The sequence below is a fragment of the Bradyrhizobium sp. ERR14 genome, assembly GCF_014198235.1.
In the GTDB taxonomy this organism is placed as follows: domain Bacteria; phylum Pseudomonadota; class Alphaproteobacteria; order Rhizobiales; family Xanthobacteraceae; genus Bradyrhizobium.
In genome coordinates this window covers 1193428-1212562 of sequence record NZ_JACIHD010000001.1, presented here as the reverse complement: position 1 = coordinate 1212562, position 19135 = coordinate 1193428, and the positions used below count along the sequence as shown (strand labels likewise).

19 protein-coding genes are annotated in these 19135 nt (G+C 65.3%); 8 read left to right on the top strand and 11 right to left on the bottom strand.

Going from position 1 to position 19135, the window contains the following annotated elements; all coding sequences use genetic code 11:
* The first annotated feature begins 27 nt into the window (after positions 1-27).
* Both GGD62_RS05955 and GGD62_RS05950 read left to right on the top strand, forming a co-directional pair.
* A complete protein-coding gene (locus GGD62_RS05955) occupies positions 28-810 on the top strand; it encodes a DUF169 domain-containing protein (RefSeq protein WP_179738877.1) in 783 nt (260 codons plus the stop codon).
* A gap of 9 nt (positions 811-819) precedes the next feature.
* Positions 820-1998 carry a trans-acting enoyl reductase family protein gene (locus GGD62_RS05950; protein WP_183707483.1) on the top strand — a complete coding sequence of 393 codons (1179 nt, stop codon included), beginning with the start codon at positions 820-822 and terminating at the stop codon, positions 1996-1998.
* Positions 1999-2111: 113 nt separating this feature from the next.
* Here the strand turns inward: GGD62_RS05950 and GGD62_RS05945 are convergent, their stop codons facing one another.
* Complete coding sequence (locus GGD62_RS05945; protein ID WP_183707481.1) at positions 2112-3308, bottom strand: FAD-dependent monooxygenase; 1197 nt, start codon at positions 3306-3308, stop codon at positions 2112-2114.
* A 147-nt stretch (positions 3309-3455) separates the two neighbouring features.
* Between GGD62_RS05945 and GGD62_RS05940 the strand changes: the two genes are divergently transcribed.
* Complete coding sequence (locus GGD62_RS05940) at positions 3456-3926, top strand: MarR family transcriptional regulator (protein WP_049814971.1); 471 nt, start codon at positions 3456-3458, stop codon at positions 3924-3926.
* Here the strand turns inward: GGD62_RS05940 and GGD62_RS05935 are convergent.
* From GGD62_RS05935 to GGD62_RS05920, 4 genes are all read right to left on the bottom strand, one after another.
* Entirely contained in the window at positions 3901-5151 is a 1251-nt protein-coding gene (locus tag GGD62_RS05935; protein WP_183707480.1) for an O-antigen ligase, read from the bottom strand. The two genes, GGD62_RS05940 and GGD62_RS05935, sit on opposite strands and share 26 nt — an antisense overlap.
* A complete protein-coding gene (locus GGD62_RS05930; RefSeq protein ID WP_183707479.1) occupies positions 5151-5297 on the bottom strand; it encodes a hypothetical protein in 147 nt (48 codons plus the stop codon). Before GGD62_RS05930 ends, GGD62_RS05935 begins: the two co-directional genes overlap by 1 nt.
* Before the next feature lie 9 nt (positions 5298-5306).
* A complete protein-coding gene (locus GGD62_RS05925) occupies positions 5307-6854 on the bottom strand; it encodes an undecaprenyl-phosphate glucose phosphotransferase (RefSeq protein WP_177237148.1) in 1548 nt (515 codons plus the stop codon).
* Positions 6855-6974: 120 nt separating this feature from the next.
* Positions 6975-8108, bottom strand: a complete 1134-nt coding sequence (locus tag GGD62_RS05920) for a glycosyltransferase family 4 protein (protein ID WP_183234449.1) — start codon at positions 8106-8108, stop codon at positions 6975-6977.
* Positions 8109-8313: 205 nt separating this feature from the next.
* Here GGD62_RS05920 and GGD62_RS05915 point away from each other — a divergent pair, with 205 nt between their 5' ends.
* Positions 8314-10638, top strand: coding sequence for an exopolysaccharide transport family protein (locus tag GGD62_RS05915; protein WP_183707478.1), 2325 nt, complete (start codon positions 8314-8316; stop codon positions 10636-10638).
* Between the two features lie 140 nt (positions 10639-10778).
* On the opposite strand, the gene GGD62_RS05910 is transcribed toward GGD62_RS05915, so the two are convergent.
* Positions 10779-11960, bottom strand: a complete 1182-nt coding sequence (locus GGD62_RS05910) for a GNAT family N-acetyltransferase (protein WP_183707477.1) — start codon at positions 11958-11960, stop codon at positions 10779-10781.
* A gap of 127 nt (positions 11961-12087) precedes the next feature.
* On the opposite strand from GGD62_RS05910, the gene GGD62_RS05905 reads away from it, so the two are divergent.
* Positions 12088-13131, top strand: a complete 1044-nt coding sequence (locus GGD62_RS05905) for a polysaccharide deacetylase family protein (RefSeq protein ID WP_183707476.1) — start codon at positions 12088-12090, stop codon at positions 13129-13131.
* Here the strand turns inward: GGD62_RS05905 and GGD62_RS05900 are convergent.
* Positions 13115-13336, bottom strand: coding sequence for a DUF2842 domain-containing protein (locus GGD62_RS05900; RefSeq protein ID WP_183234445.1), 222 nt, complete (start codon positions 13334-13336; stop codon positions 13115-13117). The genes GGD62_RS05905 and GGD62_RS05900 overlap by 17 nt on opposite strands.
* Before the next feature lie 97 nt (positions 13337-13433).
* Here GGD62_RS05900 and GGD62_RS05895 point away from each other — a divergent pair, with 97 nt between their 5' ends.
* Positions 13434-14516, top strand: a complete 1083-nt coding sequence (locus GGD62_RS05895) for a COX15/CtaA family protein (RefSeq protein WP_183707475.1) — start codon at positions 13434-13436, stop codon at positions 14514-14516.
* Here the strand turns inward: GGD62_RS05895 and GGD62_RS05890 are convergent, their stop codons facing one another.
* From GGD62_RS05890 to GGD62_RS05875, 4 genes are all read right to left on the bottom strand, one after another.
* Positions 14517-14861, bottom strand: coding sequence for a hypothetical protein (locus GGD62_RS05890; protein ID WP_183707473.1), 345 nt, complete (start codon positions 14859-14861; stop codon positions 14517-14519). It abuts the gene before it with no gap.
* A gap of 174 nt (positions 14862-15035) precedes the next feature.
* On the bottom strand, positions 15036-16316 hold the full coding sequence (locus GGD62_RS05885; RefSeq protein ID WP_018320091.1) for an O-acetylhomoserine aminocarboxypropyltransferase: 1281 nt from the start codon (positions 16314-16316) through the stop codon (positions 15036-15038).
* Positions 16317-16465: 149 nt separating this feature from the next.
* Positions 16466-17050, bottom strand: a complete 585-nt coding sequence (locus GGD62_RS05880) for a CoA-binding protein (RefSeq protein WP_038973477.1) — start codon at positions 17048-17050, stop codon at positions 16466-16468.
* Positions 17051-17173: 123 nt separating this feature from the next.
* Complete coding sequence (locus tag GGD62_RS05875; protein WP_179738848.1) at positions 17174-17998, bottom strand: enoyl-CoA hydratase; 825 nt, start codon at positions 17996-17998, stop codon at positions 17174-17176.
* 85 nt (positions 17999-18083) lie between these two features.
* Between GGD62_RS05875 and GGD62_RS05870 the strand changes: the two genes are divergently transcribed.
* On the top strand, positions 18084-18512 hold the full coding sequence (locus GGD62_RS05870) for a PaaI family thioesterase (protein ID WP_018320094.1): 429 nt from the start codon (positions 18084-18086) through the stop codon (positions 18510-18512).
* Positions 18513-18670: 158 nt separating this feature from the next.
* A complete protein-coding gene (rplM, locus tag GGD62_RS05865; RefSeq protein WP_011087726.1) occupies positions 18671-19135 on the top strand; it encodes a 50S ribosomal protein L13 in 465 nt (154 codons plus the stop codon).

The following is a 19135-nucleotide window of genomic DNA, read 5'->3' as shown; positions in this document are numbered from 1 at the left end:
CGCACGATCGCCGGCCCGGAGGAAGCCATGCAACAGCAGAGTGCAGACAGCATCGATCTTGGCGGCCTCGTCGCCGATCTCAACAGCCTGCTGCGGCTGAAGACGAATGTGATCGGCATGAAGCTGTTCGCGCGCGCCGCAGACATGGAGGCGATCCCGAAAATCCGGCGGCCGAATGCGATCCACACCACCGACCAGATCGTCAGCATGGCCGCACGGCTCGGCTGGACCGTCGGCATCACCGCCGACGACCTTGTCGGCGCGCAGTGCCGCGCGGTGATCGGCCTTGCGCCGCAGGACGACAAATGGCTCGCCGGCGAGAACTATGTCGGGGTCTGGCACGGCACCGCGGAGGACGCGCGCAAGCGCCAGGAGGCGCTGGACGTGGTTCCGTTCGGACACTATGAGGCGCTTGCCGTCAGTCCGCTCGCCAGCGGCCGGCTCGATCCGCCCGACATCTGCCTCGTCTATGCGACCCCCGGTCAGATGATCATCCTGATCAACGGGCTGCAATATACCGGCTACAAGAAGTTCGAATGGGGCGTCGTCGGCGAGACGGCTTGCGCGGATTCCTGGGGCCGGGCGCTCAAGACCGGGGAGCCCAGCCTGTCCTTGCCATGCTATGCCGAACGGCGCTATGGCGGCGTGCCGGACGAGGAGATGCTGATGGCCTTGAAGCCTTCGCATCTCGCCAAGGCAATTGAAGGCATGAAGGCGCTGGCCAAGAACGGCCTGCGCTATCCGATCCCGCCCTATGGCATTCAAAGCGACGTCCGCGCCGGTATGGGCGTAAGTTACGCGAAAAAGTAAAGGCCAGTCATGAGCTCTGCGAAATTCGACATCGTCGTCTACGGTGCGACCGGTTTCACCGGCCAGCTCGTCGCCGAGTATCTGGCGGCGAATTACAAGGACGACGAGGCGCTGAAGTGGGCGATGGCAGGCCGTAGCCTCGACAAGCTCAAATCGGTGCGCGACGCGATCGGTGCGCCCGCGGATACGCCGCTGATCGTGGCGGATGCATCGGACGCGGCCTCGCTGAAGGCGATGGTGGCGCAGACCAGATCGGTGATCACGACGGTCGGTCCGTACCAATTCTATGGCGAGGACCTGCTCGCGGCCTGCATCGCTGCGGGCATAGACTATTTCGATCTCTGCGGCGAGCCGGTCTGGATGCGGCAGATGATCGACAAGTACGATGCGGCGGCCAAGGCGAGCGGCGCGCGCATCGTGTTTTCCTGCGGCTATGATTCCGTGCCGTTCGAGCTCGGCACGTTCTTCGTGCAGGAAGAGGCCAGGCGCGTGTTCGGTGCGCCGGCTGCGCGCGTCAAGGGCCGCGTGCGCGACATGCGCGGCACCCTGTCGGGCGGCACCGCGGCGAGCGCGAAAGCGACCTTCGATGCCGTCGCCAAGGATCTCAGCCTCGTCGCCATTCTCAACGACCATTTTGCGTTGACGCCCGGATTTACCGGTCCGAAGCAGCCGAAAGGCAACAGGGCGGCTTACGAGGAGGATCTGCAATCCTGGGCCGCGCCGTTCATGATGGCGCTGATCAACACGCGCAACGTCCATCGGTCCAACATGCTGATGGGCTTTCCCTACGGCCGTGAGTTCGTCTACGACGAGATGGTCCTGACCGGTCCCGGCGAGAAGGGCGAGGCCAACGCCAAGCGCGTGATGGCGGTCAATGCCGAGAAGACCGGCCCGAACGCGCCGAAGCCGGGCGAGGGGCCGTCGAAGGAAGAGCGCGAGAACGGACTCTTCAATTTGCTTTATGTCGCGATCGCGCCGGACGGCCGCCAGGTCCGCGCCGGCGTCACCGGCGACCGCGATCCCGGCTACGGCTCGACCTCGAAGATGATTTCCGAATGCGCGATCTGCCTGCTCCGCGACGCCGCGGACGTTCCGGCCGGGTTCTGGACCCCGGGCGCAGCGATGCAGCACAAGCTGATCAAGCGGCTGCAGGACAATGCGGGGCTGACGTTCACTGTGGAGAGCTAGCTCGGTGCCGTAGGGTGGGCAAAGCGAAGCGTGCCCACCATTGTCGCGATTAGGACGAGATCGTGGGCACGGCGCTTTGCGCCTTTGCCCACCCTACGGCAGCGTTCGTGCCGCTACGCTGCCCGCGCGTCATATGCGTACATGAAATCCATGTTCTTTGATCCCAACGGCAACAACAATTTGATCATCTGATTCCTGATCCACGCGCCGCCGGCGCTGAATTCGCGCTTGCTGTTGCCGTTGCGGCGCGCCATGGCGACGATCTTCTCGGTGCGCGGGCGGCGCTCGGCCTCAAAGGCCTGGAAGGTGGCGCCGAGCTCCTGGCCCTCCTGCATCAGGCGGGCAAGCCGCATCGCGTCTTCGAGCGCCAGCGAGGCGCCCTGGCCGGCGTGAGGGCTGGTCGCGTGCGCGGCATCGCCTATCAACAACGAGCGCTTGCGCGACCAGGTCGGCAGGGTCGCGACGTCGAGCGTGTCGGTGACGACGATGTTCTCGGCGGCCTCGATGATGTCGGGGATCGGATCGTGCCAGCCGCGGTGGAAGCCGCGCAGATGCTGCTTCAGCGTCGTCGGGTCGAGGGCGCGAAACATCGCGGCGTCCATGCCGTGCGCGGGCTGCGTGCTCCACCACATCACGCCGTCCGTGGGATCTGGGCTGCAATAGCCATAACCGAAGAAGCCGCTCTGGCCGAACGTGGTCTCGACGTGCCGGCCGATCGGCCTGCCGTCGAGGACGGCGTGCGGCACGAAGCCGCCGAAGCCGATCAGTCCGGTGTTGAAGGGCTGCGGTCCGTCCGGCACCACCTGTCGACGGGCGATCGAGTGCACGCCGTCGGCGCCGATCAGGAAGTCACCCTCGGCCGTGGTGCCGTCGGCGAAATAGGCGATGATCGGCTGGTCGCCGCGGTCCTCGATCTTGATCAAGCGCTTCTCGAAATAGAGCGAAACGCAGGCGCACCAGGCCTTGTCGATCAAGATTTCGTTCAGCGTGGCGCGGCAGACGTTCACGGCGGGTTGGCCGAAGCGCCGCTGCATGTCGCGATTGATCGAGCCGAGCCTCGCGCCGCCCTGCGAATAGAAGTCGAAGGCCTCCGCGACCGAGCCGCGGCTGATCAACTCGTTCGCCAGCCCGATCTCGTCCATCACATGCATGCCGTTCGGCGCGATCTGCAGGCCGCCGCCGATGCCCTTGGAATAGGGCCAGGCCTCGTAGATCGCGGACTCGATGCCGGCGCGGCGGAGCAGGATCGCGGCCACGGGTCCGGCAATGCCGGCGCCGATGATTAGGGCCTTGCGTGGTCGATAGGACATGGCTTGCTCCCGACGTTTCCGTGGTGCTAGGAGGAATTACGGTCGCTAAATCTCTTAGTGGCTAAGATATATATCGCCTAAGATATGAGGTCGGCCTTGTCAAGGACGAAGGCGCGCAACGCGCTGCTGCAGGAGCTCGAGGAGGCGATGCGCCGGTCGTCGGCGCAGGGCGTGCTCTATGGGCAAACCGTTGCCAACGTTGCCGGAATTGCCAATTCCGATCTCGAATGCATGGACATCCTGTATCTCGAGGGACGCGTCACCGCAGGAAGGCTCGCCGAGGTCACGGGCCTCACGACGGGCGCCATCACCGGCGTGGTCGACCGGCTCGAAAAGGCCGGCCTGGTGCGCCGTGAGCGGGATGAGAAAGACCGCCGCAAGGTCTTCATCGCCGTCGTGCCGGACGCGGCGATGAAGATCGGCCAATTCTACGTGCCGATGCAGCAGGCGATGGAGAAGGTATTCGGCGGCTATTCCGACGAGGAATTGCGGCTGCTGCTGCGTTTCGCCAACGAAGGCTACAAGGGTGTGCTCGCAGCGACCGAGGCGCTGAAGGGCCTGCTCGACACGCCACCGGAAAAGCGTCCGGCTCTCAAGTTGAAGAAGCGTCGTCCCTGATCTTGTAGATCTGCGCGGCGGCGATCATGCCCCACATCGCGCCCAGCATCATCCAGAAGTGCCGCCAGTGGTCGGTGTCGATCACGAAGCTCTCGCCGACGGTGCCGACGAAGGCGGAGAACACTGCGAGATAAGCACGCTGCCAGCGCACCGGGACGAAGATGTGCCGGAAGCCCATGATGACGGTGGTGAAGACCAGCGCGGGATAACACACGCCGGAGAGCCATCCGCCGGACATGAAGGCGTTGAGATAGGAATTGTGGGTGTCCTCGGGGAAGAAGCGGTGGAATTGCAGCGGGCCGATGCCGAACGGCAGGTCGAGCGCCATCTCCGCACCCAGGATGTGGCGGCCGAACCGGCCGAAGCGGCCCTCGTCGTAGCTCTGGTCGAAGCTGGCGCGCTGCTTGAACATCTCGGCGGTGGAATCGAACGACAGCAGCACCGCGATCAGCGCCAGCCCCAGCACGGCGGCGACGATCGCCATGATGATGATGCGCGAGCGCTGCGCGTTGGTGCGGCTGGTCAGCACCATCAGCGCCAGCATGAAGGCGGAGGTCAGCACCAGGCCGCCCCAGGCGGCGCGTGAGAAGGCGAGCAGGATCGCCAGCGACATGATGCCGAAGGCGATGACGTTGCGGAACGCCTTCCCCAGTCTGTCCGAAACCACGCTCTGCAGCGCAAACAGCGCGGGCAGGATCAGGAAGGCGCCGAGCACGTTCGGGTCCTTGAACGTGCCGCGCGCACGGCCGTAGAGTGTGAGAAGGTCGTTGCCGCCGGGCACCAGGTGGAAATAGCCGGCGACCGCCAGCAGCGAGGCGATCATTCCGCCGACCACGAGGCCTCGGCGGAGCATGTCGAGCCGGGCTGCGGTATCCTCGGACGTGACCATGGCGAAGAACACCACGGTCACCGCCATGTACCAGGAGGTCGCGATCCAGCTCACCACCTCGGACTGCTCGAACAGCGGGATGGCGCTGATCGTGTAGCCGACATTGAGCAGGACCAGCATCAGCACCAGCGGCATCAGCGCGAGCCGCAGCCGCAGGCCGGTGGCGAAGAACGTGACGGCCGCGAGCAGCGTCATGATCTCGTAGGGGCTCGGCTCGATGAAGACGACCGCGCCGGAGGCGCCGACCAGCCACACCAGCGCGCGCTGTAGGGCCAGCACGCCCGGCGCAGCCGGCACGGCTACGTTCACTCCATCGGCTGTCGCCGCATACGCCATCACATGCTCATACGCTTACGCAACTCGTCGTCACAAATTCCGCTGTCATCGCCCGGCTCGACCGGGCGATCCAGTACGCCGTGGCGGCCATTGCGCAAAACAGCTGCCGCTGCGGCGTACTGGATGCCCGGGTCAAGCCGGGGCATGACGGAAGCTCAATACGCGTTCTCGTTCTTGGTCAGCAGCGAGATCGGCGTCTTCAGGAGAATGTAGAGGTCGAACAGCACCGACCAGTTCTCGATGTAATAGAGGTCGAACTCGACGCGCTTCTGGATCTTCTCTTCGTTGTCGATCTCGCCGCGCCAGCCGTTGATCTGGGCCCAGCCGGTGATACCGGGCTTGACGCGATGGCGGGCGAAATAGCCGTCGACGGCTTCGTCGAACAGCCGGCTCTGCAGCTTGCCCTGCACCGCATGCGGGCGCGGGCCGACCAGGGAGAGGTTGCCGGAGAAGACCACGTTGAAGAGCTGCGGCAGCTCGTCGAGGCTGGTCTTGCGGATGAAGCGGCCGACGCGGGTGACGCGCGGATCGTTCTTGGTCACGACCTTGGAGGCGGTCGGATCGGCCTGATGATGGTACATCGAGCGGAATTTGTAGACGTCGATGCGCTCGTTGTTGAAGCCGAAGCGCTTCTGGCGGAATAGCGCCGGACCGGGGCTGTCGAGCTTCACCGCCAGCGCCACCAGGCCCATCACCGGCAGGGCCGCGAGCAGCGCGAGGCTGCCGACGACGCGGTCGAACAGCCATTTCATCACCAGATCCCAGTCGGTGATCGGCGCCTCGAACACGTCGAGCGTCGGCACCTCGCCGAGGTAGGAATAGGAGCGGGGCCGGAAGCGCAGCTTGTTGGTGTGCGCCGAGAGGCGGATGTCGACCGGCAGCACCCAGAGCTTCTTCAGCATTTCCAGGATGCGCGTTTCCGCCGAGATCGGCAGCGCGAACAGCACGAGATCGACGCGGGTGCGGCGGGCGAATTCGACGATGTCGTCGACCTTGCCGAGCTTGCGCGCGCCGGCGCAGGTGTCGAGCGCGCGGCTGTCGTTGCGGTCGTCGAACACGCCGAGCACGTGGATGTCGGAATCCTCCTGCGCCTTCAGCGCTTCGACCAGCTGCTCGCCATTGCTGTCGGAGCCAACGATGATGGTGCGGCGGTCGAGCCGGCCCTGGCGCGCCCAGCCGCGCACCAGCGAGCGCAGCACCAGGCGTTCGGCGAGCAGCGCGGCGAGACCGAGGAAGTAAAAGGCGGCAAGCCACAGCCGCGAGATTTCGCTGCCGTATTTGGCGAAGAAGGAGATGCCGATGAACAACAGGAAGACGAACGACCAGGACGAGATCATCCGTGTCATCTGCCGGAGCTGACCGCGGAACAGCTGCACCTGATAGATGTCGGCGGCCTGGAAGCAGACCACGGCGGCGATCGATACGGCGATGACCTCCGCGGGATAGACCCAGCTGAAGCCGGAGAGCGGCATGACATAGCCGACATAGAGCGCGATACCGACGAGGCTGAGCAGCGCGAAGTCGGCCACGCGCACGAAACCGGCGATCACGATCGGCGAATAGGCGCGAGCGACCTTCTGGTTGACGACGTCGAGGGCTGCGGGTGAGAGCCGGCGGCGGCGCTCCACGAAGGGTTGGTCAGCGGGCTTGGCCGCGGCGCTGGTCGCGGCATCGAGCATCGAGCGTGCGTTGAGCGGTTCCACGGGCTTCCACGTCCATTTCAAGCACCCGCGGGCCAATAGCGTTGGCGCCCCGGGCGGCATCCCCTGGTCCTTCGATTATCGAACAAATCGGAAGATTTTCTAAAGCGGGCTTAACGATGGTTAATGATTGGCAAATGCGTCGCGATAGCCGGCGATCACGCCGTCGACCATGGCGGCTTGCGAGAAATGCGCCGAGATGCGTTCGCGCAAGGACACGGCGCGCTGCGCGGTGGTCTGGGGATCATCGAGCGCCGCGGCAATCGCCTCGGCCATCGCCTCGGAATTGCTCGGCGCGAACAGGGCCGGGCTGTCGGAGCCGAAGATCTCGGGGATGCCGCCGATGCGGGAAGCAATCATGGGAATGCCGGCCGCGCCGGCCTCGATCACGACATAGGGCATGGAATCGCCGCGCGAGGGGACGACCAGCAGCCGCCCCTTGGAGAAGCCGTAGCGCGCCTTGACGTGACCGATGAAGCGGATCGCATGGGTGAGGCCGAGCTTCTCGACCTGCGCCTTCAGCGCCGCGGTTTCCTCGCCGTCGCCGCCAAGCGTCAGCGTGATCTTCTTGCCGCCCTCGTGCAGGCGCGCCACGGCATCGACCAGGAGATCGGCGCCCTTGATGTGCCTGAACTCGCCGACATAGGCGAGGTCGGTGGCATCGTCGGTGGTCACGACGGGCTCGAACTCCTCGGGCGTGACGCCGTTGAAGACGCAATGCACCACGCCCTTGGGCGTGCCGACGATGCGTTGATAGGTGTCGCGGGCGAACGCGCTCTCGAACAGGAACAGATCGGTCGCGTCCATCAGCGCCCGTTCCAGCCGCGCGTAAAACTCGCCCTTGAAGGTGTTGAGGGGATAGTGCAGCGAGCCACCATGCGGCGTGTAGATGCGGATGGTGTCGTCGGAGCGTCGCCGCATGCGGATGAAGGCGCCGGCCTTGGCACCGTGGCCGTGCATGACGTCCGGCTTGAGCGTGGCGATCAGGCGCCGCATGCGAAGCCAGACCAGGACATCGTCCGGCGACGGCTCGCGGCGGATCGCGAGCCGGTGCACGCCGAGCTTCAGCCGCGGCGCGAGCTCGGCAAGGGCCTTGTCGGCGCGCTCGCCGCCTGTGAGACTATCGGCGAGAATGCCGACATGATGGCCGCGGTCGACCTGGCCGTTGGCGACGTCGAGGATGTGGCGGAAGATGCCGCCGACCGGAGCACGCACGGCGTGCAGGATGCGAAGCGGCCGGTCAGGAGAGGGGGGCATGAGTCAAAACCAGCGCGCGACGGCGAATGCCGAACAATTCCTCGGAGAATATCGAGACGGATTAAGGGGCCCCGTGGTTAACAAACGGTGACGAGTGCGCCTGCGCAAGTCGCCGCATGCCGCGATTAACCCAGCGGCAACCTTAATGGAGTGTAATCGCCACGGTTGAGGTAGCTTAGTGGCGTTGCCCCTGCGGGAGTGTTCGATGCGTTTAGCGTTCTGGCGTGCCGGCAAGGACAAGGCCGTGGTTGCGCGAGCCGTCTCAAAGGCCAAACCCGAAGTCGCGCCCAAGGCTGAGACCGAGCCTGAGACCAAGGTCGAGACCAAGACTGAAGTCAGGCTTGAAGCAAAGCCTGCGCCGATCGTCACCAAGCAGGCCCAAGTCGAATCCGGCGATATCGATCTGCACGCGCTCGGCGCGGCATTGGCGCGCAAGCGCGGCTGGATCATCGTGCCGACGGTGCTGGCGCTCGTCGCCTCCGTTGCCGTCGTCAATCTCGTCACGCCGCGCTACAAGTCCGAATCGCGCATCCTGATCGATGGCCGCGAGAACGTGTTCCTGCGTCCGAGCAGCGACCGCACCGAGGAGCGGCAGGCGCTCGACGCCGAGGCCGTCACCAGCCAGGTGCAGCTGGTGCTGTCGCGCGATCTGGCCCGGGAAATCATCAAGAAGAACAAGCTCGCCGAACGCCCCGAATTCGATCCCGTGCTGCAAGGCATCTCGCCGCTGAAGTCGCTGGCCGCGATGATCGGTATCGGCCGCGATCCGTTCTCGATGACGCCGGAAGAGCGCGTGCTCGATGCCTATTACGATCGTCTCCAGGCCTACGCCGTCGACAAGTCGCGCGTGATCGTGGTCGAATTCCAGTCCGCCGATCCGGACCTTGCCGCGCGCGTCGCCAATTCGATCGCCGACGGCTATCTCGTGCTCCAGCAGGGCGCGCGCCAGGAGCAGGCCAAGAACGCCAGCCAGTGGCTCGCCGGCGAGATCGAGAGCCTGCGCAAGAAGGTCTCCGACGCCGAGGCCAGGGTCGAGGACTTCCGCTCCAAGTCGAGCCTGTTCGTCGGTACCAACAACACCACGCTGTCGAACCAGCAGATGGGCGAGGTCAACACCCAGCTCAACAATGCGCGCGCGCTGAAGGCAGACGCGGAATCCAAGGCGCGCCTGATCCGCGAGATGCTCCAGAGCGGCAAGCCGATCGAGGCCTCCGAGGTCGTGAACTCCGAATTAATGCGGCGGTTGTCCGAGCAGCGCGTCACGCTGCGTGCGCAGCTCGCCGAGCAGTCGTCGACCCTGCTTGGCAATCACCCGCGGATCAAGGAGCTGAAGGCGCAGCTGGGCGATCTCGACAATCAAATCCGCGACGAGGCGGCCAAAATCTCCCGCTCGCTCGAAAGCGACGCGCGGATCGCCGGCGGCCGGGTCGATGGCCTGACCGTGAGCCTCGAGCAGCTCAAGAAGCAGGCGACCTCGACCAACGGCCAGGACGTCCAGCTCCGCGCGCTGGAGCGCGAGGCCAAGGCGCAGCGCGATCTGCTCGAGACCTATCTCGCCAAGTACCGCGAGGCCAATACCCGCGAGACCATCGACACGGCGCCGACCGACGGCCGCATCATCTCGCGCGCCATCGTCTCGAACACGCCGGCCTATCCGAAGAAGCTGCCGATCGTGCTGATCGCGACGCTCGCGACGCTGCTGCTCTCGTCCGGCGTCGTCGTAACCGGCGAGCTGTTGCGCCAGACCGCGCCGCGCACGGTGGCCGCGTTCAGCCCGGTGCAAACGCAGGCACCGGCGCGCCAGGAACCGGCTGTCCAGCCGGTCGTCCATCCGGTTGTCCGGCCCGAGGTCGAGTCGATCGCCGATGCGGTCATGGCAGAGCCCGCGCCGCTTCAGCCGGAGATGCCTGATGATGCCGACGTCACAGAGTTCACCGAGATCGAACATCTGGCCGGCAGACTGCGCGCCGCGGGCGCTGCGGCGAGGAAAGTCACGGTGCTCGGCACCGCTTCCGGTGAAGCCATCACGCTGTCGACGCTGACGCTCGCCCGGCATCTGGCGCGCGAGGCGCGCGTCGTCGTGGTCGATCTCGCCGCGTCCTCGCCGACGATTGCCGCGGTGTCCGTCGACGCTTCGGCGCCCGGCCTTGCCGAGCTGATGCAGGGCGAGGCGTCGTTCGCGCAAATCATCACCCGGGACAAGCTCTCGCGGCTGCATCTCGTCATGGCCGGCCGTCCCGGCTTCGACCGCAGCGTGCTGCAATCGCCGCGGGTGACGCTGGCCATCGACGCGCTGCTGCGCGCCTATGATCACGTGCTGATCGACGCCGGCAGCGCCTCCGACCTTCCGGCCGAGCTGCTGACGGCGCATGCCCGCGCCGTCGTGGTGCCCGATGCGTCGATGGCAAGCGATGCGCGCACGCTGATGTGCGAGCAGCTGAGGGCGGTCGGCTTCAGCGAGGCGACGATGTTGAGCAAGCCGGTGCAGGCTTCGGGTGCGGTGGATGCGCCCCGCGTGGTGGCGGCGTAGGCTCTTCTTTCTCCGCGCACTCGGAATCGTGGGGCAAAGGCGCACTTGCGCCGTGCCCACGGCGTGTCCAAGACAGCCGCAAAAGACGTGGGCACGCTTCGCTTTGCCCACCCTACGATATCGGCGTTCGCGGAGAGATATTACCCGAACGCCTGCCGCAGCCGCCTGGCCAGATCAAACAGCATCTGGTTCTGCTTCACCAGCCGCTTGCCATGGCTGAGCGATGACATCGCCATCGCCGCGAGCTTGCCACGCGAGGTCAGCGGAACAAAACTGTCGAAGATATCTTCGTCGTCCTTGCAGAACATCCGCTTGTAGTCGTCCGAACCGATGCCGAGGTCGAGGGAGCGGTAGCCGCGCTCGCCGTAGCGATCGATGATGTAGCGCATCAGGATCAGGCCGGGGCTGTAGCGGGCGTGCTCGGACATCGTGTAGGTGTTGAACATCATCGAGAAGCGCTGGCCGTCGGCGACGCCGGCATAGATCGCGATCACCTCGTCGTCGCATTCGAGCGCGTGGATGTCGATGACGCGGCCTTCGCCGCGCGGCGCGAGGCAGGCGCTGCGGATGAACCGTTCGACCCCGGGCTCGGCGAAGACGTTCGGGAGCTTCTGTTCGGCCATCCGCGCCGGCTTGACGCGGAAGAACCAATCGAGCAGCCGGGTGACGTCGGCATCGGACGTCGCCAGATGATAGCGATAGCCGGCGAGGTGCTGGAGCTTCTTTTCCTTGCTCTTGAGGCGGCGGCGGAACGAATTGCTGATCCGCGATGCCGGCGGTTCGCCCGGCTCCATCACCAGTTGCGGACAGCCGTTGATCGGGCTCTGTCGCGGCAGAGCTGCAAACGGATTCTGCTGGCCGTGCCAGCGCAGCGGCTGCTGCGTCAGCGCGAGCACGTCGATGTGCTCGCGCAGCGGCGTAAGCAGCGTATCGAGATCGGCGGCGCTAGTCTGTGCGGCGCACGCGGCATCCCACAGGCCCATGTTGAAGGTCGTGTGCTTGCCGCCCATGAAAGCGGCCGTGCGCACGCCGTGGCTCTGGCGCAGCGAGAGCGGCAGCAGCATCAATGGCCTTTGATCGGCGTCGCGGCCGATCACGACGAAGGGCCGCGCGCCCTCGCGCTCGCCGACCAGTCGCTGCCAGGGGCTCAGCAGATCAAACCGCTGATAGGGCGTGAAGAGATGGCCGGGCTCCTCGAAGGCGCGCCAGACCGCCTCGGCGGCGCCGAGATCGGTGACGATATCGACATGCGCGATACGGCTCGCTTTCGACCGCGCTGGCGCTTCTGCCGTCCGGCTTTGCATCGCCGCAGCCATGGTCATTCGCGAAACCTGTCGAGAAATCAAAATAGACGTAATTCGGCCTGTGGCCGACCTTTGCAAAGAAATGTCAACAAAGGGTAAGGACAATGGAGAGGGAACGGCGCCCTGGGGGCGCGAAGGTGGGATCTTGGCATCCGACGACAGATGGCTGGAACGGCTGCGCCTCGAGCTGGCCTGGTTCACCGGCCAGGCCGCGCTGCGCAGCCGAGGTGCCGGCGCCATCCTGCGCTTTGCGCGGGTGCGGCCACGGCGGGGCGGCGGGTTTCAGCCGCTGCGCGCGAACGAGATCACGCCGCAATTTCTCGACCGTGCCATTCGCGCGTTGAAGCGCTGGAACTACGATTTTCTCGGCATGGACGAGGTCTGCCGGCGCGCGGTGACACTGCCGGAGAAACGGCGTTTCGTGGCGCTATCCTTCGATGGTGCCAACAAGGATCTCATCGACTTCGCCTATCCGGTGCTGGCGCATCACGCCGTGCCCTTCACGGTCTACGTGCCCACCGCGTTTCCCGATGGTGTCGGGCAGGCCTGGTGGCTCGGGCTCGAACAGGTGATCGCGCGCGAGAGCCGCATCAGCCTGATGATGGGCGAGAGGGAGCAGCGCTTCACCGTCACCGGCAATGCCGAGAAGCAGGCGCTGTTCTCGCATCTCGAGAGCTGGCTGCGCTCGCTGTCACCGGCGGATCTATCGGCCGCGATCGCCGATCTCTGTACGCGCTACCGCATTGATCTTGCCGCGCTCTCGCGCGAGGCGTCGATGGATTGGGAGGATCTGGCGAAGCTGGCCGCCGATCCGCTCGTGACGATCGGCAGCGCGACCGTGAACTATCCGGTTCTCGCGAACATGAAGGATAGTGCGGCGCTGCGCGAGATGGCGATGGGCAGGGCCGTTGCCGAAGCCGCTTTCGGCCGCGATGTCAGGCATCTCGCCTTTCCGTTCGGCGACCGCACCTCGTTCCGGCGCAGCCACGTCGTGATGGCGGAGGAGGCCGGCTTTGCCAGCGCGGTGTCGACGATCCCGGGCATCGTGGACGCGGAGGGGCGGACCAATCTGCGCGCGCTGCCGCGGATTTCCTGGGATGGCCGCGTGCGCTCGCTACGCATGTTGCGCGTACTGGTGTCGGGTGTTGCGTTTGCGCCGGTGAGGCCGACCGCTACAAGCCAGACTTGACGCGATCAGGTCGCTGCATCCAGCTCACGATCGGCATCGCCGGCAGCACCCAGCCCATGCCCACGACCACGTAGTAGATCGCCTGCCGCCAGCCGGACTCGGCGATCCACGGAATCTGCGCCGCCGCCATGCCGAGCAGGGCCCAGACGGTGGCCAGCACGAGGAGCAGGATGGCGCCGAGGAACTTGCGGGTGCGGATCGTCATGACGGACTACTAGCGGCTTTCGCGTAACTTGCGCTGCGGGAGCGGGGGACTATAAGGGGCACGCAGTCCGGTTCAAGCCCTGGTTTTAACCTCTGAAATGACGACGAATTTTGTCCCAACCAACCCGCATCGCGCCGTGCGCTGGTGGCTGATCTCGGTCGCCGCACTGATCGCGCTGATGGTGCTGGTCGGCGGCGCGACACGGCTGACGGAATCCGGCCTCTCGATCGTCGAATGGAAGCCGGTCACGGGCAGCGTGCCGCCACTGTCGGAGGCGCAGTGGACCGAGGCGTTCGAGGCCTACAAGAAGATCCCGCAATATCGCGAGCTCAATGCGGGGATGAGCCTGTCCGAGTTCAAGCAGATCTTCTGGTGGGAGTGGAGCCACCGGCTGCTCGGTCGTTTCATCGGCGTCGCCTATCTCTTGCCGTTCCTGTTCTTCCTGTGGCGCGGTGGCCTGTCCGGTGAATTGAAGCGCAGGCTATGGCTGCTGTTCGCGCTTGGCGGTCTCCAGGGCGCGGTCGGCTGGTGGATGGTGGCCTCGGGCCTGACGGGACGGGTCGAGGTGTCGCAATATCGGTTGGCGACGCATCTTGTGCTCGCGCTGCTGATCTTCGCCGGCATCGTCTGGACGGTGCGGCGGCTCAAGGAGCGGCCGCAGATCGCAGCACCGGCGCGGCTGCGCTTCACGAGCGCGCTGCTGCTCGTCGTGACGTTCGTGCAGATCTATTTCGGCGCACTGGTTGCGGGCCTGCGCGCGGGGCGCGCCTACAACACCTGGCCGCAGATCGACGGCGCGTTCATTCCCTCGGCCGAGCGGCTGTGGTTCGAGACGCCGTGGTGGCGCAACATGTTCGACAATGTGCTGACGGTGCAGTTCGAGCACCGCATGACCGCCTATGCGCTGTTCGCGCTGGCCGCGCTCCACGCGGTCGACGCGGTGCGCTCGCGCGCAGGTGCGGCGGCAAGCGGCGCGCTCTGGCTGCTCGCGGCGGTGAGCCTGCAGGCGGTGCTCGGCATTCTCACGCTGCTCAACCAGGTGCCGATTGATCTCGCGCTGTCTCACCAGGCGGTCGCAATCGTCGTGCTGACGCTTGCGGTGATGCAGGTGGAGCGGCTCGCTTCGCGGCGACCTGCGGAGGCGCAACCGCGCGCGGTTCCAGTTGGCCAGCCCGGCTGATCAGCAATAGCCGTAGATGCCGCACGAATAGGGCAGGCGCCAGAAATAATCGACCTGCTTCCCACCGTAATACGCACCCTGATAGTCGTAGCTCCAGGGGCGGCCATAATAGCCCGGCAGGGTGTGCGAGCCCGGCAGCAGCGGTGTGCCCGGCAGATTGCGGATGTAGCTGCCGACGCCATAGGCCGGCGAGATCAGCGCATCCGGATCGGTATCGACATAGACCTGCGGCGGCTCCTGCGGTGGAACTGCGGCCCGCCGCTTCGGCGTGACCGGCAAGTCGGCGGCAACGGTGGCTGAAACCGTCAGCATCGCCGCAAGGGCAGGCACCATCCAGCGCAGCATCGTCGGCTCCGAATCAAAAGGGCGATCCAAAGACGATGTATGGGGCAGATATGGTTAATGATCGTTAACTGACGGTCGCCAAAGCGACCGTCATTCGGGGGCGGTGCAAAGCACCGAACCGGGCGTCGAGAATCCGGGCTCGCGCTGCCGCGCGCCCCGGAATGACGGCGGTGACTACGCCCCCAGCGCCTGTTCCAGATCGGCGATCAAATCTTCCTTGTCCTCGATGCCGATCGAGAGCCGCACCACGTCGGGGCCGGCGCCGGACTTCACCTTGGCGGCGTCGTCGAGCTGGCTGTGCGTGGTCGAGGCCGGATGGATCACCAGCGAGCGGGTGTCGCCGACATTGGCCAGGTGCGAGAACAGCTGCAGTTTCGACACCAGGCTGACGCCGGCGTCATAGCCGCCCTTCAGGCTGAAGGTGAACACGGCGCCTGCGCCCCGCGGCGCGTATTTGCGCGCGAGCTGGTTGTACTTGTCGCTCGCAAGGCCGGCATAGCTGACCGACGTCACCGCCGGATGGCCGGCGAGGAATTCGGCGATCGCCTTGGCATTGTCGCATTGCTTCTGCATGCGCAGCGGCAGCGTCTCGATGCCGGTCAGGATCATGAAGGCGTTGAATGGCGACAGCGCGGGGCCGAGGTCGCGCAAGCCCAGCACGCGGCAGGCGATCGCGAAGGCGAAATTGCCAAAGGTCTCCTGCAGCCGGATGCCGTGATATTCCGGTCGCGGCTCCGACAGCATCGGATATTTGCCGCCGGTCGACCAGTCGAAGGTGCCGGCATCGACGATGATGCCGCCGAGCGAATTGCCGTGACCGCCCAGAAACTTCGTCAGCGAGTGCACGACGATGTCGGCGCCGTGGTCGATCGGGCGGATCAGGTAGGGCGAGGCCAGCGTGTTGTCGACGATCAGCGGCACGCCCGCCTTCCGGGCCACCGTCGAGATTGCCTCGATGTCGGTGATGCTGCCGGCGGGATTGGCAATGGACTCGATGAAGATCGCTTTGGTGCGCGGCGTCACCGCGCGCTCGAAGCTCACGACGTCGTCGGGATCGGCCCACACCACGTTCCAGCCGAAGCTCTTGAAGGCGTGCGTGAACTGGTTGATCGAGCCGCCATAGAGTTTTCGCGCGGCGATGAACTCGTCGCCGGGCTGCATCAATTGCTGCAACACCACGACCTGCGCGGCATGGCCCGAAGCCACCGCAAGCGCGGCCGTGCCGCCTTCGAGCGCGGCGACGCGCTCTTCCAGCACGGCGTTGGTGGGATTGCCGATACGGGTATAAATGTTGCCGAACGCCTGCAGACCGAACAGCGAGGCGGCGTGGTCGGCATCGTTGAACACGAACGAGGTGGTTTGATAAATCGGCGTCGCGCGCGCACCGGTGGTGGGGTCGGGCTGTGCACCGGCATGCACGGCGAGGGTTGAAAATCCCGGAAGGCGATCGCTCATTGAGGGCGTCCTGTTCTCTTGGTCTGAAATCGCGCGGCATGCTGATGGGCGCCGCGCCCGCCGTCAAGGCGCCGCTTCACGTCAAGACCATTTGGGAATGATCTTGCTACGCATTGTCGCGTTGGCAAAATGAATCCCTCGCAATTGCGTCAGCTTTGCTCGGTCTTGTTTTTGGCCGCGCGATCGGAGGCCGCAGTGTCGCCGCCGCCGACACTCATCCGATTGAGGGATAGCCGCATGCCTTGCGTCGGTGCCGGCGCGCGCTTGGAGCTGAGCGTGCGCGAATTCACGCCCATCCAGGAGATCTCGGATGACAGGCGGCCATATTCGATCTTGGGGCAGCGATTCATCACCACCTTGATACCGACCGATTCCGCCTTCGCCGCCGCTACGTCATCGCGCGCGCCGAGCTGCATCCAGATCACCTTCGGCAGCGGGTCGAGCGTGAGCGCCTCTTCGACGACAGGCATGATGTGGCTGGAATTGCGGAAGATGTCGATCATGTCGATGGGACGGCCGATGTCGGAGAGCGAGGCGATAAAGGGTTTGCCGAGCAGCTCCTTGCCGACATGGCCGGGATTGACCGGGATCATGTCGTAGCCGCGCTGCGCCAGATATTTGAACGCGAAATAGCTCGGTCGCACGTTGACCGGCGAGGCGCCGACCATCGCGATCGACTTCACGCTGTTGAGGATGGCGCGGATGTAATTGTCGGAATAGGCGTCGTGGTTCATCTTTTTCTTTCTCTGACCCTCATGGTGAGGAGCGCGGCACGCGCGTCTCGAACCATCAAGCCACAGTCGGGCCTCTATCCTTCGATACGCCGCGTTCCGCGGCTCCTCAGGATGAGGAGTTGACTATTCGTCCCGCCATGTCGGCGCGCGCTTCTCGATGAAGGCGCCGATGCCTTCCTCGGCGTCGCGCGCCATCATGTTCTCGGTCATCACCTCTGCGGCATAGCGATAGGCATCCGCAAGGCTCATCTCGGCCTGGCGGTAGAATGCTTCCTTGCCGAGCTTGACGGTGTAGGCGGATTTCAGCGCGACCTGTTGCGCGAGCTCGATCGCGGCGTCGCGTTCAGTGCCGGCGGGCACCACGCGGTTGATGAGCCCGATCTCGCGGGCGCGGGTCGCCGGGATCGGCTCGCCCGTCAGCAACATCTCCATCGCCTGCTTGCGCGGCACGTTGCGCGACAGCGCCACCATCGGCGTCGAGCAGAACAGGCCGATGTCGACGCCGGGCGTGGCGAAGTGTGCTGCCTCCGAGGCGATGGCGAGATCGCAGCTTGCCACGAGCTGGCAGCCAGCCGCGGTCGCGATGCCCTGGACGGCAGCGACCACAGGCTTTGGCAGGTGCACGACCGCCTGCATCATCGCGCTGCAGGCGGTCATCATCTCGGCAAAGAAGGCGCGGCCGCGATCGGCGTCAGTGCGGCGCGCGGTCAGCTCCTTCATGTCGTGGCCGGCGGAGAAGGCCGGACCGTTGGCCGCGATCACGACGCCGCGGACGGCCTTGTCATCGCGGATCTCGTTGAGCTCCGCATGCAGGCTGGCGATCATCGCCGCCGACAGGCTGTTGCGCGCGGCGGGGCGGTTCAGCGTCAGCACGGCGATCGGGCCTACGGTCTCGCGCAGCAGGATCGGCGGTTGCGGGGAGGGGGCGCGGGCAGCCTGGGCGGACATCGAAGCGTTTCCGTTGGATTATTGCATTTGAATGACGCAGATAACTTAATGTAACAGGGCAAGCGAAGCGAGGGTGGGGAACAGCATGGCGTCAGCGAAAATGAGCGTGGCAGAGGTCGAGCAGTTCCTCCGTCACGAGTTTCCCCAGGCCTTCAGCGGCGACGACATCACGATCGAAAGCGCGGATGGCCAGACCTGCCTTTTGCGCCAGCGCTACAGCGAAAGGATGCTGCGGCCGGGCGGAACCGTGTCCGGCCCGACGCTAATGGCGCTGGCCGATTTCGCGATGTACGTGGTGCTGCTGTCCGCGATCGGGCCGGTCGGGCTCGCCGTGACCACCAATCTCAACATCAACTTCCTGCGCAAGGGCCAGCCCGGTCAGGACGTGCTGGCGGAGGCGCGGCTGCTCAAGCTCGGCAAGCGGCTGGCGGTCGGGGAGGTGAAACTGCTGTCCGGCAGCTCGCCCGATCCGATCGCCCATGTCACCTCGACCTATTCCATTCCAAATGTTTGAGCTTTTTGCAGGTAATATAGCACCATATTTTCAAGCCATTGATATTGCGATGCTAATTTCGATCCATGGGCATTGACCGTTGCGCGTCTCTTCTCTAGAAAACCGCGCAGTCCGGCGCGGTGTTCGCGCCGATGCTCCCCGTCCACGGAAACTCTGACATGAAAACCTTTTCGGCAAAGCCGGCTGAGGTGACGAAGAAGTGGGTGCTGATCGACGCCAAGGGTCTGGTCGTCGGCCGCCTCGCCACCATCGTCGCCATGCGCCTGCGCGGCAAGCACCTCCCGACCTACACCCCGCACGTTGATTGCGGCGACAACGTCATCATCATCAATGCGCAGCATGCGGTCCTCACGGGGCGCAAGCGCGAGCAGAAGACCTATTACAAGCACACCGGCTATGTCGGCCACGTCAAGGAGCGCACCGCGCGCCAGATCCTCGAGGGCAAGCATCCCGAGCGCGTGCTCGAGAAGGCCGTCGAGCGCATGATCCCGCGTGGCCCGCTCGGTCGCGTGCAGATGGGCAACCTCCGTGTCTACGGCGGCGCCGATCATCCGCACGAGGCGCAGCAGCCCGAGAAGATCGACATCGCCAAGTTGAACCGCAAGAACACGAGGGCCGCATAA